The following is a 16684-nucleotide window of genomic DNA, read 5'->3' as shown; positions in this document are numbered from 1 at the left end:
TCTGATGGAATAGAGTGCAGTAGGAAATCCGGGGATATTTATATTCCCGGATTTTTCGTTTTTCATCTTATTAAAAACACACACAAAGCTGTAACAATTAAGCTACATAAATAGATTTTAAATTTAGTGTGAATCCTTCTTATTTAAGGGATTAAATTAATAAAATTTTAAAGAGCGAAATGATAAGTCTATTTAATAAAGTGCGGTAACAGTCACGAAATTAAATAGAAACCAAATGTGGAGTAAGCAGCATTTGGTTTTAAGTATCAGAGTTTAATTATCGTTTACCAAAACCATTGAACATTTAATCCCGCATTGACGCTATTGGTCTCATATTCATCGGGCTTATACAGTGGGGCGCCTAAAAATAAATCATAACTGAAGATATTCACGTTCCCACGCATACCAATTGCCGTTCCTAGTAGTTGATCATCGGAATAAAGACCAAGTGGGTAGACTCCACCAAATACGCGGCCATAATCAATCGCATAATAAGGATAGAATGAAAAGCCAGGAATATAAAAGTTAAACTCATTCCTCAAATAAAAGCCTTTATCGCCAATAAGCGAAAACTCTTCATCAAAACCACGTACTGTCCACCGATTACCCAACGAGAATTGGTCTTGAATGGTCAACCTATCTTTGGTGTATTGCAAAAAGAATTGCGGGTTATAACTCATCACGAAATCGTCAAAAGGGATTGGGATCATACCCGAAACATCTAGGGTATACACACGAGCCATATGGCTTGCATCACCGTATTTCATGTCCCAACTTTGCTCGGCGCCTAACCAAGGAACATTACGTTGATAATTGAGGGAAGCATCCAAGGTGGCATTATCAATATTTTGTCGATGATTTACGCCAACTTTAAACGTGGTTAAGTTGCGCTCTTGAGATAAGAGTTTAACATCTTCAAGTTTGTATTCTGATTTCCGCTTAATTAACTGAATGGATGCGGTATCTTTGAATGTTTGCCCACGTAGAAAAACATTACTGGCGGTGGCATTGTAATATTTACTGTCACCACGATATTTATAACTGACGATGTCTTTGATGGTTTGTTTATAATCACTTTTACTGGCATAGAGAGAAAAAAGCCAATAATTGTAGGGAACAGCATAGTAAATTGCGGCATTACTTGTGCTGTTTCGCTCTTGATTTTTCAGGTTTTTTCCTGCGGAGATATAAACAGTATCATTAAGGCTAGTCAGATTATTACCATAGATTGTCACACCAACTTGGTCTTTACCTGTTTGGCGACTGCCTGAGTTATTGTAATAACCCCCGACGTTAACATGGGGGGATTTTTCCCTTTGGATAGTAATATCGGATGTTGAAAACTCTTTCCCCGGAGATAATTCAATATTTGCTTTAGCGCCAGGAATACGCTCCAAGTTTTCTAAACCTTGTTCGATATCGCGAATATTAAGAATATCGCCTTCTTTTGCGGGCATGATTGCACCCAGTGTAATATAGGTATCGCTATCTTCAGATAACTTTACGTTAGCAACTTTGCCGGGAATAATTTCTAACGTCAAAATACCCTCGCTGATATTTTGTTCGGGAATATTCACTCGAGTGGTGACATAACCTGATTTAATGATGTTATCCTGCAAGCCTTTAGCGAGTGTCTCGACACCTTTAATTCCAATGCAGACACCAACAACTTGGTTTGCATAAGCTTCGAGAGGGCGCATTGATGGTAATTTTGGTTCAGAGACGAGAATAACTTTTTTCATATTAAAACAGTGTTCTTCATCGTCAAACAACAAAATATTATTTGCCCGTTCTTGCTTTTTTCCTAAAACATCTTTGGCCTCTAACTGAGTTTGTTGTTGACGAGATTTGTCTTGGCTAATCTGGTTATTAATTTGCTGATTAACGGCCTGAGAGGGATCGCCTGCAACATAAAACGGAAAAGTGAGCAGAGTACTGGATAAAAAAAGAAAACGAAAATTCATGTTCACCACTTTTATTCATAAATGAAAACTAAAAAATGACATTAATAATATTTTTTAGATAAAAATGTATTATTTGTTAAATGAGATTTCTCTTATTTTATTTGTAATTATTGAAGCAAGATTTCATATACATATCCCTATGTTGTTTATTGATGAAAATAAGAGGTTCATTAGGCTACTAGCTGTTAAATTATGCGATGAAACAGGTTTTAATAAAAATTAATTATATTAATTAAGGCTGAAAACTAAATGAAAGTGCTTAGTGTTGATTAATTTAAGATAGCAATGCAATCTTTGGTTTTATAATTAATATGCTGTTGTATCAAATGGTTAGGTTAAATCCCAAAATGGAGTAATCAGGTGTTTTTACTTATATCTATATCTTTAAAATAATAATTAAAAATTGAGATGATTAGATAAATTTAACTAATCATAGTTTTGATTTAAGGTTTATAATTAAAGGTGGCTGATTTTTATTTTAAATAGCGTGATTAAGAGTGATAAAAGAGACCAGAAGGTCTCTTTTATTTTGCTAATTAATAAAAGTTTGGAGTGTTAAGAATGATTGTTGAGCCTAAAATCTGTCCATATGGGCTATTGTAAATTACAGGGCTTGTAATTTTAGTTGTGCCTCTTGAACTTAAGCGACCACCATTGTTTTCAATATAGCTTAATGCGTTGATCGTTAAATCTTTACCTGCAGCTATGACACCAGAAGAAGTATTGTCTAAATCACTTACACTTAGTGTTGTTGTGTTATCACTTGTGATTTTACCATAGCGGTTGTTTAACTCATGTCTCAAGTTAATATTAATGTCTCCTTTGTTACCCGCTCTTTCTGATATTTCAGCAGAGATAATACCAGAGAAGTTATTTAAATAGCTGCCTTTAATAGTAACTTCACCATCATGAGCATAAATACCACCTGTTCTTCCTGCAACGCCAAGTTTGCTTGCATAGCTATTGAACCCACTGGAATAGCTATTATCAAGTAAATATGTATTGATAACCACGTTAGAATCAGCATCAATTAAGCCACGGCTGTTCGATACACTGTTTGCTTTAATATCTAAGTTATTTCCCTTAATGTAACCATATTGGTTATCTAAGGTATTAACATCAAACTTAGATTTACCAGCACCTGAGATTAAAGTACCTTGGTTTTTAATGGTGTTGGCTTTAATGTTTAACGCTTTACCACTATTAATCGAGGAGTCAACAGTGTTTGTCAGTGCATTCGATAAGGTAATATTTGTCTGACCATTTGTGGTCTTGATGAGTGCTTTTTCATTTTTTAATGTCTGGGCATCAATATCAATACGACGTTTGGCGACTATTTCACCATCATAGAAATTGACGACTTGATTGCGAGCATTGATGGCAATATCTCGACCTGAAATTGTAGAGTTACCATTGAAAAGGTCAGATGAATTGATTGTGACATTATTGCCAGCTCTAATTCCAAGATTATCTGGGTTATTTACACTCTTTCTCCGATCATTTGAGTCATTTGTAACTTGGCCAGTTGTATTAATCGTGATATCACCGCGATTAGTTTTTATAGATCCCTCGAGGTTATCTAAATTTCTAGCAGTAAGCACAATGTCTTGGTTAGCACTGATGATACCGTTACCATTTTCAATATTTTCTATTGTATTTAGTTTAACACTACCACCAGTTGATTTGATTTGGCCTTCATAATTATATAACTGGTTATGTGTAGTATTAATATTAATATCATCATGACTACTAATTAAGGAGTTGTTGTAAAAATTTGATCCAGAATTAATATTGATTTTGCCATTTGCACTTATCTTCGCATTTTGGTTGTAAACAATACCGCTAGAATTAATATCTACACCGCCAAAACCAGCTGAGATATTTCCGTAATTAGAAACGCCAACACCACTTTCGTTTGAAACTAGGGTGATTTTATCTGCGTACATGCCGCCAAGTGAGGATACGTCAATACCTACACGTGTTTTTTCACCAACACCTTTGACTTTAGAAACGTATTTACCCTGAGCATCAACAAAGTTATTTCCTGCAACAATGTTGATTTCTTTTGCATTAAGTTCACCTCGGATTACCGCTGAACGGGCAATAATATCGGTTGGAGAATCAGATTGTAAGCGGCTGTTGATGATGATTTGGCCTTTTTCAACGTTGTAGCCTACAACCTCATTACCTGAAATAACAGGTTTACCTGTCGTTAAAGTGACTCGTTCCGTATTGATAAAACCACAGTTATTACACGTAATACCGGATGCGTTAGCGACAATAACTTGTGCTTTTGAACCTGCCACTTCTACCATGCCGTTGAGGGTGCTTGCTTTGGTGGAGTTAACTTCATTTAGAATAACTTTGGCAGGTCCATTACCATTGCTGAGGTTAAGGTTACCATTTATTTGGCCACCCAGAGTAGTGTTGGTATTGGTTGTACTGTTATTCAGAATAACGCCTTTTCTATCAACATCAAACTGGCTATAAATGTTATGAGAAACACCTTTATCGGTAGCACCTTTGATATGTACGATGGTAGGGCCATTATTTTGGTTCATAACGCCAGCACCATTAGTATTGACGATCGCTGCCTGAGCGACAGAAGCAGAACCTAAAATAACGCATACACTTAAAAATAGAGGGTTAATCTTCAGTGTTGGATGGCAAATAGATTTATTTCTAATATGTTTCATAAATATCCCTAAAATTGACTATAGATAAAATTAAAAATAGTTAATTAAAATTCCATTAAAGCGTAAGGATTATGCGTTATTATTATTTTTAATAAAATTTAATTGTGCTTAAGTTGATTGGTGGAATTATTAAAGAAATAAAATATGCTCGTGTGGGAAATAATGGTTTTTTGTATCTCGATAAATTCAAATGCCAATTTAATCATGGCATTATGATTACGCTTAAATGGATGTGTACGTGTTATTACTCGGGTAATAGCACGTATATATAGTATTGAAAAATAAAACAACTATGCAGTGTTATTTATGATTGTAAGGTTTACTTGGTAACTTCATTGTTTATATTTATGATATTTATTTTTTTAATGTTAATAGTAAAAATATGAAACAAATAAAATTAAACTAGATGAATAAATTAACAATTAATCCTAAAATCGTGTATTAACTAATTGAAATTTCATTCGATTAGTTGGATAGCTAAATTTTGAAACATGATGCCCTGGTACGCTATCTAAGCCCGCGAATATAAAAATGTAAACATAATTTATCAGGCTAAGAGATAAATTTAGCAATATCAGTCGATGAAAAATAAACCCCAAACTGGTGTGGTTGGGCGTTTTTATTTAATTAATTTTTTAGGTAAAATGATTTATTACGCTTTCTCATAAAACCATCTTAAATGGAGCTATTTTTAAATAAATAGAAACTGATTAATTGAACCTAAATGATACTGTATCATAGAAAGAAGAGGCCGGAAGGCCTCTTTTACTAATTAGTAATAATTAGGTGTGTTTAAAATAATAGTCGAACCCAAAATCTGTCCATATGGGCTATTGTAAATTACAGGGCTTGTAATTTTAGTTGTTCCATTGGAACTTAAACGGCCATTATTATTATCAACACGAGTAAATGCATCGATGATTAAATCTTTACCTGCATGCACTAAACCTGAATAAGTATTGTTTAACTTATTTACATCTAATTTTACGGTATTTGCACCTTGGATTTTACCATAGCGGTTATCTAAATCATTTCTCAGCTTAATACTGATATCACCTTTAGCACCGCTTCTTTCGCTCATGTCTGCAGTGATAATACCAGAATAGTTATTTAAGCTATTTGCATTGATGGTTACTGCACCATCTTCAGCGTAAATACCACCTGTTCTACCTGCAACACCGAACTTGCTTGCATAACCATTAAAACCGCTTGCGTAGCTATTATCCAGAGTGGTTGTGTTGATAACAACATTATTTTCAGCTGTAATCAAACCACGGTTGTTTGTGACATTTGTTGCTTTAATATCTAAGTTAGTTCCTTTGATGTAGCCGTATTGGTTGACTAAGCTATAAACATCAAATTTAGATTTCCCAGCACGAGAGACTAAAGAACCTTGGTTAGTAACGATATTGGCTTTAATATTTAACGCTTTTCCACTGTCTATTGCCGCATAACCATTGTTTACGAGGTTATGAGATAGCGTGATATTCGTTTGGCCATTGGTGCTTTTGATCAACGAATTGCTGTTTTGCAATGTTTCTGCATCAATATCAATACGGCGTTTTGCTGCAATTTCACTGCTACTATCATTAACAATTGCAGTACGTGCATTAATCGCAATATCACGGCCTGAAATTGTTGAATTACTATTTACTAATTTACCTGCATTAATAGTAACGTTATTGCCTGCTCTGATCCCGCGGTTATCTGCATTAATAACGTTATTACGTAAGTTGTAATAGTTTTCAATGGTGCCTGTTGCACGAATATCAATGTCACCACGGTTAGTTTTGATTGAGCCGTTAGTGTTAAGCAGGTTAGTTGATACGAGATTGATATCTTGTTGTGCATCTACAATACCACTGCGATTATCAATGTTTGAAGCTGTTGTTAGATTAACGCTACCACCATTAGATTTAATTTGACCGCTAACATTACTTAAGATTGCATTATTGGTATTAATATCAATATCGCCATTACTCATAATTGTTGAGTTATTGTATAACCCTGAGTTAGTTTTGATATTAATTTTGCCATTTGCATTCATTTTGGCATTTTGGTTATAAACAAGGCCTTTTGAATCGATATTAATGCCACCAGAGCCTGCAACCATGTTGCCATAGTTGGATACACCAGTACCACTTTCAGTTGAAACTAACGTAATTTTATCAGCATACATGCCGCCTAATGCGGACACATCGATACCAACTCGTGTTGTCGCACCAACACCTTGAACATTAGTGACGTAATTGCCTTTTGCATCAACAAAGTTATTACCCGTAACAATATTGATTTCTTTAGCATTGATGTCGCCACGGATCACCGCAGAACGCGCAATAATGTCAGTTGGGGAATCGGATTGTAAGCGGCTATTAATGATAATTTGGCCTTTTTCAACATTGTAGCCAACCACATCACCACCTGCCACGATAGGCTTACCCGTCGTTAAAGTGGCACGTTCGGTATTAATAAAGCCACAGTTATTACACGTAATACCGGATGCGTTAGCAACGATAACTTGTGCTTTAGTACCAGCCACTTCTACCATACCGTTGAGGGTACTTGCTTTGGTGGAGTTAACTTCATTTAGAATAACTTTAGCAGGGCCATTACCGTTATTTAGATTGAGGTTACCATTGATCTGGCCACCCAGTGTGGTATTCGTATTAGTTGCACTGTTATTCAGAATAACGCCTTTCTGGTCAACATCAAATTGGCTATAGATGTTATGAGAAACACCTTTATCGCTTGCACCTTTGATATGAACAATTGTAGGGCCGTTATTTTGGTTCATAACACCAGCACCGTTAGTGTTGACGATCGCAGCTTGTGCGACAGAAACAGAACCTAAAATAACACATACACTTAAAAACAGAGGTTTAATCTTCAGCGTTGGTTGGCTGATAGATTGATGATTTAGATGTTTCATACATTTCCCTAAAATAGACTATAGATAAAATTAAAAATAGCTAATTAAAACTCCATTAAAGCTTAATAATTATGCGTTATTATTATCTGCAATAAAATTTAATTGTACTTAAGTTGATTGAGGGGGATGTTAAAAGAATAAAATTAGCTCATGTATTGCATATTGGTTTTTTATATCGCTTAAGTTTAAAATGGTATAAAAATCAATATATTAAATATACTCTGAAATGGACAGTTTAGGGGTTATTACTCGGGTGATAACACGTAAATATAATATTAACTAATAAGCCAATCATTTAGAGTTATTTATGTATACTAAGGAAAGGTACTTGATTTAATTATTGATATTGATAATTCTGATATTTTTGAAAACTAATAATAAAAAACACTGTAATAAACCAAAAAATACAGATACGAAATGAAATGACTAATCCGAATATGGTGTATTTTTTTATTAAAGAAAAAACCACCCAATAAAGTAGGGTGGCTTAATCTTTAAATATATTATTTCTGTGTTGCGTTTTTCATTTTTCTGACAAATTCAGTCAAGGCTTTTAGCATGACATCTGGCTGATTAAGATTGTTTTCAATAATTTTAACTACAGCAGAACCTGAAATAGCCCCCGCAGCACCACTTTTAATCGCTTCAGTGACTTGCGCGGGTTCAGAAATACCAAAACCTTGGAGTGCAGGAGCTGCCTGATATTGCTTCAGTTTATCGACCAAGTGGGTTAATGGCATTTGAGCGCGTTGTTCAGTGCCCGTCACGCCAGCTCTTGATAATAAATAAGTATAACCACGACTATGCTCGCTGATTTGTTGCAATAAATCATCGTCACCATTAGGTGGGCAAATGAAAATAGGCGCAATATCATGGGCGAGGGCGGCTTCACGAAAGGGTTTGGATTCGTTCATCGGAACATCTGCAACTAAAACAGAATCAACGCCTGCTTTCTGGCAGCGAATATAAAAGTTTTCAATGCCATTTGTAAATACAAGGTTTGCATACACTAATAAACCAATTGGCATGGTTGGGTGTTTTGCGCGAATACGACTGAGTAATTCAAAGCATATTGTCGGTGTAATTTCGCTTTTAAATGCGCGTAAGTTGGCATTTTGAATTGTTGGGCCATCCGCCAGCGGGTCTGAGAATGGAATACCAATTTCCAGTGCATCAGCGCCACCTTCAATTAAAGCATCAACAATTTTCAGCGAGAGTTCGGCATCGGGGTCACCTAAAGTGACAAAGGGAACGAAAGCACCTTGGTTTAGGTTATTTAGACGTTCAAAAAGTTGGTTGTAACGTTCCATTAGATTTCCCCTTTGCTAGCTAAAATATCATGCACAGTAAAAATATCCTTATCACCACGACCTGATAAATTGACAATTAATAATTGCTCTTTATTGGGTTCCTGCTCTGCCATTTTTAACGCATAAGCCAAAGCGTGTGAGGATTCTAATGCAGGAATAATGCCTTCTTTACGAGATAACAGCTTAAATGCATTTAATGCTTCATCATCCGTAATAGAGACATATTCAGCGCGTCCAATACTGTTTAAATGCGCGTGCTGAGGCCCAACAGAAGGGAAATCTAAACCTGCTGAGATTGAATACGATTCTTCTATTTGTCCCTCGCTGGTCTGCATCATTGGCGACTTCATTCCAAAATAGATACCAACGCGACCATGTTTTAACGGCGCGCCATGCTGCCCTGACTCAATCCCTAAGCCCGCAGGTTCAACGCCAATGAGGTTGACATTTTCTTCAGGGATAAAAGAGGCAAACATACCAATTGCATTAGAGCCACCACCAATGCATGCAATGACGGCATCGGGTAAACGGCCTTCTTTTTCAAGAATTTGTTGTTTCGCTTCGTCACCAATCATGCGCTGAAATTCGCGCACGATGGTTGGATAAGGGTGAGGGCCTGCCGCAGTACCCAGTAAATAATGTGCTTTATCATAGCTACCAGACCAGTCTCTCAGTGCTTCGTTACAAGCATCTTTAAGGGTGGCAGAGCCACTGTGGACAGGGATAACCTCTGCGCCCATTAATTTCATTCTAAACACATTGGGAGACTGGCGCTCAACGTCTTTGGCTCCCATATAAATACGACATTTCATATTAAGCAATGCGCAAGCTAACGCTGTGGCAACACCATGCTGTCCCGCACCCGTTTCAGCAATAATCTCTGTTTTACCCATGCGTTTAGCCAGTAACGCTTGGCCCAATACTTGATTGGTTTTGTGTGCGCCACCATGAAGAAGGTCTTCACGCTTTAAATACAACTTTGTTTTGGTGCCTGCTGTGAGGTTTTTGCACAGCGTTAACGCTGTTGGGCGACCTGCATAGTTTTTAAGGAGGTCATGAAATTCTTTGATAAATTCTGCGTCGTCTTGTGCGGCAATAAAGGCATCTTCTAATTGATTGAGTGCAGGGATTAAAATCTCTGGCACATATTGCCCACCAAACTCACCGAAATACGGATCTAATTTGCTCATTATTTGTTATCCATCTCATCAGTTAAAACGTAATATATTGGTTTAGTCTTATCATTTCGCTTTATTGGACTGTCGATTCAGCCAGTAACGTTGATAACACTAACTTAATTTTTTGCTCACTCTTAATGCCAGGTTCAATTTCGACACCAGAGTTAAAATCGAGGCCATTGCACAGCAATTTAGCGGCTTGAAGGCAGTTTTGTGGATTTAATCCACCCGCTATCATTAACTTCTGTTTTGTGGTTGTTGGAATAGCGGACCAATCGAAGCTTTTCCCTGTCCCACCTTGGCCGTTATCGAGTAAAAGTACATCGATATCTGGAACCTCGTATTCAGCGGGGTTAGTTTGCGACATATCCAATGCTTTCCATACTTCACAATAACTTGGTAGATTGGCGCGAATTTCCTGAATATATTGCAGGTCTTCATTACCGTGTAATTGCACGGCAAAAAGCGCTAATTTTTCCGCGATATGGGCGACAAAATCGACGGATTGGTTACGGAATACACCAACATATTTTAAAGGCGCAGAATGTACGATACGCTCAGCTTGTGACAGTGTCACTTTGCGAGGGGAGGATTCAGCAAAGATTAACCCTCCAAAACAAGCGCCAGCGTCGAAAGCCGTTTTTGCATCTTGTTCGCGAGTCAAACCACACACTTTATGCTCACCGACCAGCAATTTTTGCAATGCTTTTGCGAGGTCATCTTGCTCCATCAACGCGCTACCAATCAAAAAGCCGTTAGCATATTGGCTAAGGGATTGAATATGCTGATGTAAATGAATGCCAGACTCACTGATCACAATCGTTTCTGGTGCTAAACGTGGTGCTAATTCACGAGTTCGATTTAAATCAATAGATAAATCGCGTAAGTCTCGGTTATTAATTCCTACGACTTTAGACTTTAATTTAATAGCACGCTCAAGTTCTTCTTCGTTACTCACTTCGGTTAAAACACCCATATTGAGTTGATGGGCAACATCCGCTAAAGCCACATATTCTTCATCATTTAATACTGATAACATCAATAAGATAGCATCAGCTTGATAATGGCGAGCAAGGTAAATTTGGTATGGGTCGATAATAAAATCTTTGCATAAAACAGGCTGTTTAACTGTATTACTGACAATGGTCAGGTATTCCATATTCCCCTGAAAATATTTTTCGTCAGTGAGAACGGAAATCGCAGACGCGTAAGGCGCATAGGTTTTAGCAATGACTTCAGGGTCGAAATCTTCACGAATTAATCCTTTTGATGGAGACGCCTTTTTACATTCCAAAATAAAAACAGGGCGTTTAGCGCTCAAAGCCTCATAAAAGCTACGTTGGCTTGGCTGTAAAGTGGAAAAAAAACTCTCTAAGGGTTGTTTCGCTTTGCGTTCAACAAGGTAAATAGCTTTATCATCAACAATTTTTTGTAATACTGTCGCTTTCATTTTATTGGTTCCTTGCAGCGAGCGCGGTGACTCGGTCGAATGATTTGCCGCTGCGAATAATCGCGAGAGCATGTTCGCTATTTTGTTTTAAATCTTCATGGCCGTTAATTCGCATTAACATCGCCACATTAGCTGCGACGGCAGCTTCATGAGCGGCTTTACCATGCCCTTGTAACAACTGGGTTAATAGAACACGGTTTTCTTCTGGTGTACCGCCTTCTAAATCACGTAATTGATACGGTGCTAAGCCAAAATTATCCGCAGTTAATTGGTAATGATGCAGTACGCCGTCTTTTAATTCAGCAACTTGGGTTGTGGCATGAAGCGAAACTTCATCCATCCCTCCACTGTGTACCACAGCTGCACGGGTAAAACCAAGCATATCTAAGGTTTCTGCCACCGGTTTGACGAGTGATTCTTGATAAACACCAATTAACGCGATAGGTGGGCGAGCTGGGTTGATTAATGGCCCAAGGACGTTAAATAATGTCCGTGTTTTCAGTTGTGAGCGAACAGGTGCTGCATGGCGAAAACCACTGTGGTATTGCGGTGCGAATAAGAAACATACCCCTAAATCGTCTAAGGTATCACGGGCACTTTGGGCACTTAAATCAAGGGCAATACCAAAGGCGGCTAATAAGTCCGATGACCCAGAGCGACTGGATACACTGCGGTTACCATGCTTAGCGACTTTTATTCCGGCCTCAGCGGCAACAAATGCGCTAGCGGTTGAGATATTAATACTGTTTGCGCCATCACCACCGGTTCCTACGATGTCACTGAACTGATAGTCAGGGCGCGGGAATGGCTGAGCATTTTCTAGGCAGGCAAGGGCAGCACCTGCAATTTCTTGCGGTTGTTCACCGCGCATTTTCATGCTGATAAGCACAGCGGCCAGTTGTGGCTCAGTCAATTCACCTTGAATAATGGCATTAAATAAATACTGACTTTCTTGTTGTGTAAGTGGCTGCGCTTTGAATAATTTATCATAAATGTTTTGCATAATTGGCTCTCTATATCCCGTTAGTGCGAATGAGTAGTGGTGCTTGCATTGGGTGTAGAAAGAGCCCACGCCACGGTATTTTCTAACAACTGTTTACCTAGCGTTGTTAAAATAGATTCAGGGTGAAATTGGAACCCACATACTCTGTCTTGCTCATTTCGCACGGCCATGACCATTCCGTTGGATTGCGCACTGATTGTCAGTGTTTCAGGAATTTGACTACCCACTAAAGAGTGGTAACGTGCCACGGAAATAGGATTTTCGAGATCAGCAAACATCGCTTGCCCATCGTGGGTGGCAAGGGACGCCTTACCATGTAAAATCTCACCTGCGGAAGAAACAACGCCGCCGTACGCTTCAACGATGGCTTGGTGACCTAAGCAAATCCCAATCACAGGAATTTTGCCAATAACCTGTTTTAAAACGTCAGGCATAGAGCCTGCTTCGCTCGGTTTCCCCGGGCCTGGCGATAATACTAAAATCGGCGAGCTCATTTGGTTTAAAACGGATAAAATATGCTCTGAGCTCACGGTATTACGGTAAATAACCACTTGGTGGCCACTTGCGCGTAATTGATCGACCAAGTTGTAAGTGAAAGAATCCACATTATCGAGCAGTAAGATATTCGCCATTAGAATAACTCCTTCACTTGGTGAGCTTGGGCAATTGCACGGATCACTGCGCGTGCTTTATTACGCGTTTCATCAGCTTCTGCTTGAGGTGATGAATCCAGAACGACACCACCGCCTGCCTGCACGGTTGCAATGCCGTTTTCGACATACGCTGAACGGATGACGATACAGGTATCGAAATCGCCTCTGCCATTGAAATAACCCACCGCACCACCATAGGAGCCACGACGCTGTTGTTCATATTGCGCAATTAATTGCATGGCTTTCACTTTTGGTGCTCCCGTTAATGTGCCCATATTCATACAGGCTTGATAAGCATGAAAAACGTCCAAATCGTGGCGCAGCGTCCCGACGACATGGGAAACTAAGTGCATCACAAAGGAATAACGATCGACTTTGGTTAAGTCTGCGACATAGCGGCTACCAGCCTCACAGATGCGCGCGAGGTCATTACGTGCAAGGTCAACCAGCATGATGTGCTCAGCGAGTTCTTTTGCATCGGTACGCATTGACAGTTCAATTCGGCTGTCTAAATCAAGGTCGATATCCCCTTGAGTGTTACGACCGCGAGGGCGAGTACCGGCGATAGGGTAAATTTCTACTTTTCGGTCGCTGGTGGCATATTTCAACGCGCTTTCTGGTGATGCACCAAACAGCGTGAAATCCTGATCTTGCATATAAAACATATAAGGACTTGGGTTTTGCGCCTTTAGTTTTTGATACGCAATCAGTGGATGCGAACATGGCATAGTGAATTTACGCGATGGCACCACTTGGAAGATATCCCCACAATAAATCGCTTCTTTTAAGGAGGTGACAATAGCGCAATATTCTTGGTCATTTTTACTCAAAGTAACTTGGAAGTTAGGCTCACTTTGCAAAGGCAGTGCAGGTAAAAATGGGCGGCAAGACGCAATAATTTCATTGTGACGATATTTAACAGAGTCCAGCGTTTGTTCATCTTGGCTGAAAATGCAGCTTTTTATACGCGCCGCTTGGTTTTGATGGTCGATCACTAAATAGTGTTCTGCCACAAAGAAACAGTAATCAGGGCACTGATTGACTGCCTTAACATCAGGGATAGATTCAAAGTTTGCTACAAGGTCATAAGCAAATAATCCGCCCACAAATACCGTTTCTGGTTTAGTGGAGTAGGTTTGCGCTAGGGCCGGCAATGCACGTAACACGTCTAAGCATGATGCTGCTTTTAAGCGGCTATCTTCATCTAAAGCGGCGTTAGGCTGTTCAAAGGTGACAGTCAATAACGGGGTTTCAATAGTGTGGGTGGATATCAACCCAGAAAGCTGTTCTAACAGCAAAGGTAGCAAGGCTTGGCCATTTAAGGTTAATGCTTCAACTTCGACGCGTTGGCCAAAAGCGCGAATACGCAGCGCACTATTAACAATCAATAAACTTTGTAAGTTAGCTTTATTATTGATTTCAGCAGACTCCAGCAACATGGTTGATGGAACGGAATCACATAAGTGATTAAATAGCAGCGTAGGATCTGGCTGATAGTTAATTGGGCTATCCAGATACGTAAAATGTGCTAATGTGGTGTTTTGTTTGTTCATTTTGTTGCCTTAAGCTAATTTTAGACATTAAAAAACCCGCCGTATGAAGGGCGGGTTTGGCACTGAGGCATGGTTTAACTATGCGTGTGCGGCTTCCGCCCAATTTGGGAAGTCACGCCACCAACGATTTGTTAAGTTAATTAAAGCCATAATGTGCCTCACTGGATAAACTGAATAATTTTGGCTGCAAGCCATCTTGCGTACTAGTAAACTGGATCGCCTTGAAAGTGTCAAGTACTTTGTTAATTCTTTAGGAAAAAATAGCTATTTATGGAAATTGGAGACGATATTACCTTGCAACCAGCGTCGACACCGTTACTCACACGCTACGACTTACATAGCCATACGACAGCTTCTGATGGGGATTTAATGCCAGAGGCGTTAATCGAGCGAGCGATTGAAAAAGGCATCAATGTTTTAGCGATCACTGACCATGATACGTGTGAGGGTTTGCTGCAAGCGAGACAATATTTACGCGATAACGAAAAGCCGATTGAGTTAGTTAATGGGGTGGAAATTTCAACATTATGGGAAAACATTGAAATCCATATTGTTGGTTTAAATTTTTCCCCAGAACACCCTGCAATGCGAGCGCTCCTTGCTGAGCAATCGGCTCGGCGCGAAGAACGCGGTATTGAGATGGGGCGGCGCTTACAAAAAGCGGGTATTGAAGACGCGTGGGATAATGCAAAAAACATATCGGGTGGTGGGCAGGTGACACGTGCGCATTTTGCGCAATATATCGTGAAAATTGGCAAAGAAAAAACCATCAACAATGTATTTAAACGCTATTTGTCTAAAGGCAAAACCGGTTATGTGCCTGCAACATGGTGTAGCATTGAAGCTGCCATTGAGGCTATCCATGCCGCAGGTGGTGTGGCCGTTTTAGCTCACCCGTCTAAATACCAACTTTCAAACAAGTGGTTAAAACGGGTCATTGCGTATTTCAAAGAGCATGGTGGCGATGCAATGGAGATTTCCCATTGCCAACAACCTGCTAATGAAAAACAGTATTTAGCCGAGCTAGCAAAAAACGCCGATTTACGAACCTCTGTGGGCTCTGACTTCCATCGTCCTTGTTCTTGGATTGAATTGGGTCGAAATCTTTGGTTACCAAATGACGACCAAGCAGTTTGGACGCTGTGGAATGAGGTAAAAAACAGCTAATTCGTTGATGTATTGGTAGGTCGGTGTAAAATAATAAGAGACAGAGAGTGATTAGCTTAAAACTATCCACTCCATTGAACAAAGAGATAGTGCCATTTTTAGGTGTTTTGCCGGGTGATGCTGTCGATACCAAATTGTTGAGGTATATATGAGCCAGTTTTTTTATGTCCATCCGGATAACCCGCAAGCTCGGTTAATCAGCCAAAGTGTTGAGATCCTAAATAAAGGCGGCGTGGTGGTTTATCCTACAGATTCAGGTTATGCCATTGGTTGTCGTTTAGAAGAAAAAGACGCATTGCAGAGAATTTGCCGTATCCGCCAGTTAGATGCTAACCACAATTTTACGTTAATGTGCCGTGATCTTTCTGAGCTTTCTAACTATGCACACGTGGATAATACGGTATTTCGTTTAATTAAGAATAATACCCCAGGTAATTACACGTTTATCTTAAAAGCCACCAAAGAAGTACCTCGCCGTTTGATGAATGAAAAACGTAAAACAATTGGTTTGCGTGTTCCATCAAACCCAATTGCGCGTGACTTATTGGAAGCCGTTGGTGAGCCACTGATGTCAACGAGTTTGATTATGCCAGGTGATGATTTTACTCAATCTGATCCAGAAGAAATTCGTGATTTATTAGACAAACAAGTGGACTTAGTGATCCACGGTGGTTATATCGGCCAGAAACCAACCACAGTCATTGATTTCACTGATGATACTCCGGTTGTGGCACGTGTTGGCACTGGTGATCCGTCGCCATTTGAATAAAACAGGCCGTTT

At 39.2% G+C, this 16684-nt stretch carries 9 protein-coding genes, 2 pseudogenes and 1 other annotated feature; of the genes and pseudogenes, 2 read left to right on the top strand and 9 right to left on the bottom strand.

Translation table 11 applies throughout. The annotated features are described in order from the left end of the window. Positions 1-284: 284 nt before the first annotated feature. The 9 genes and pseudogenes from AC4IFT_RS08340 to AC4IFT_RS08300 all read right to left on the bottom strand — a co-directional run bounded on the left by AC4IFT_RS08340 (position 285) and on the right by AC4IFT_RS08300 (position 14736). On the bottom strand, positions 285-1964 hold the full coding sequence (locus tag AC4IFT_RS08340) for a ShlB/FhaC/HecB family hemolysin secretion/activation protein (RefSeq protein WP_490751079.1): 1680 nt from the start codon (positions 1962-1964) through the stop codon (positions 285-287). Between the two features lie 536 nt (positions 1965-2500). Beyond that, a complete protein-coding gene (locus AC4IFT_RS08335; RefSeq protein WP_490737218.1) occupies positions 2501-4660 on the bottom strand; it encodes a filamentous hemagglutinin N-terminal domain-containing protein in 2160 nt (719 codons plus the stop codon). 772 nt (positions 4661-5432) lie between these two features. Beyond that, positions 5433-7589, bottom strand: coding sequence for a two-partner secretion domain-containing protein (locus tag AC4IFT_RS08330; RefSeq protein ID WP_490751078.1), 2157 nt, complete (start codon positions 7587-7589; stop codon positions 5433-5435). Positions 7590-8092: 503 nt separating this feature from the next. Continuing rightward, positions 8093-8899 (bottom strand): tryptophan synthase subunit alpha, encoded by an 807-nt coding sequence (gene trpA, locus AC4IFT_RS08325; protein ID WP_490751077.1) that lies wholly within the window; start codon positions 8897-8899, stop codon positions 8093-8095. Then, complete coding sequence (trpB, locus tag AC4IFT_RS08320; RefSeq protein WP_490751076.1) at positions 8899-10089, bottom strand: tryptophan synthase subunit beta; 1191 nt, start codon at positions 10087-10089, stop codon at positions 8899-8901. Before trpB ends, trpA begins: the two co-directional genes overlap by 1 nt. A gap of 61 nt (positions 10090-10150) precedes the next feature. Then, entirely contained in the window at positions 10151-11527 is a 1377-nt protein-coding gene (gene trpCF, locus AC4IFT_RS08315) for a bifunctional indole-3-glycerol-phosphate synthase TrpC/phosphoribosylanthranilate isomerase TrpF (protein ID WP_490751075.1), read from the bottom strand. A gap of 1 nt (position 11528) precedes the next feature. Next, positions 11529-12521 (bottom strand): annotated as a pseudogene (trpD, locus tag AC4IFT_RS08310) (anthranilate phosphoribosyltransferase); the annotation flags it as partial. A 67-nt stretch (positions 12522-12588) separates the two neighbouring features. Continuing rightward, positions 12589-13162: pseudogene (locus AC4IFT_RS08305) on the bottom strand (glutamine amidotransferase-related protein); the annotation flags it as partial. Further along, a complete protein-coding gene (locus AC4IFT_RS08300) occupies positions 13162-14736 on the bottom strand; it encodes an anthranilate synthase component 1 (protein ID WP_490751074.1) in 1575 nt (524 codons plus the stop codon). The gene AC4IFT_RS08300 and the pseudogene AC4IFT_RS08305, both read right to left, overlap by 1 nt. A 26-nt stretch (positions 14737-14762) precedes the next feature. Beyond that, positions 14763-14865, bottom strand: a sequence feature (Trp leader region). A 141-nt stretch (positions 14866-15006) separates the two neighbouring features. On the opposite strand from AC4IFT_RS08300, the gene rnm reads away from it, so the two are divergent. Together rnm and AC4IFT_RS08290 are read left to right on the top strand one after the other, a co-directional pair. Further along, positions 15007-15903 (top strand): RNase RNM, encoded by an 897-nt coding sequence (gene rnm, locus AC4IFT_RS08295; protein WP_490737229.1) that lies wholly within the window; start codon positions 15007-15009, stop codon positions 15901-15903. A 148-nt stretch (positions 15904-16051) separates the two neighbouring features. Continuing rightward, the gene (locus tag AC4IFT_RS08290) at positions 16052-16672 is read left to right on the top strand and encodes an L-threonylcarbamoyladenylate synthase (RefSeq protein WP_353241579.1); all 621 of its coding nucleotides are present in this window, start codon (positions 16052-16054) and stop codon (positions 16670-16672) included. The last annotated feature ends 12 nt before the right edge of the window (positions 16673-16684 follow it).

It is taken from the genome of Providencia sp. UF-183 (genome assembly GCF_058246155.1).
This window is presented reverse-complemented; position numbering and strand designations above follow the sequence as displayed.

Coding starts and splice junctions, on each gene's coding strand:
- AC4IFT_RS08340 (WP_490751079.1), bottom strand. CDS start 1,964: ATGAATTTTCGTTTTCTTTTTTTATCCAGTACTCTGCTCACTTTTCCG.
- AC4IFT_RS08335 (WP_490737218.1), bottom strand. CDS start 4,660: ATGAAACATATTAGAAATAAATCTATTTGCCATCCAACACTGAAGATT.
- AC4IFT_RS08330 (WP_490751078.1), bottom strand. CDS start 7,589: ATGAAACATCTAAATCATCAATCTATCAGCCAACCAACGCTGAAGATT.
- trpA (WP_490751077.1), bottom strand. CDS start 8,899: ATGGAACGTTACAACCAACTTTTTGAACGTCTAAATAACCTAAACCAA.
- trpB (WP_490751076.1), bottom strand. CDS start 10,089: ATGAGCAAATTAGATCCGTATTTCGGTGAGTTTGGTGGGCAATATGTG.
- trpCF (WP_490751075.1), bottom strand. CDS start 11,527: ATGAAAGCGACAGTATTACAAAAAATTGTTGATGATAAAGCTATTTAC.
- AC4IFT_RS08300 (WP_490751074.1), bottom strand. CDS start 14,736: ATGAACAAACAAAACACCACATTAGCACATTTTACGTATCTGGATAGC.
- rnm (WP_490737229.1), top strand. CDS start 15,007: ATGGAAATTGGAGACGATATTACCTTGCAACCAGCGTCGACACCGTTA.
- AC4IFT_RS08290 (WP_353241579.1), top strand. CDS start 16,052: ATGAGCCAGTTTTTTTATGTCCATCCGGATAACCCGCAAGCTCGGTTA.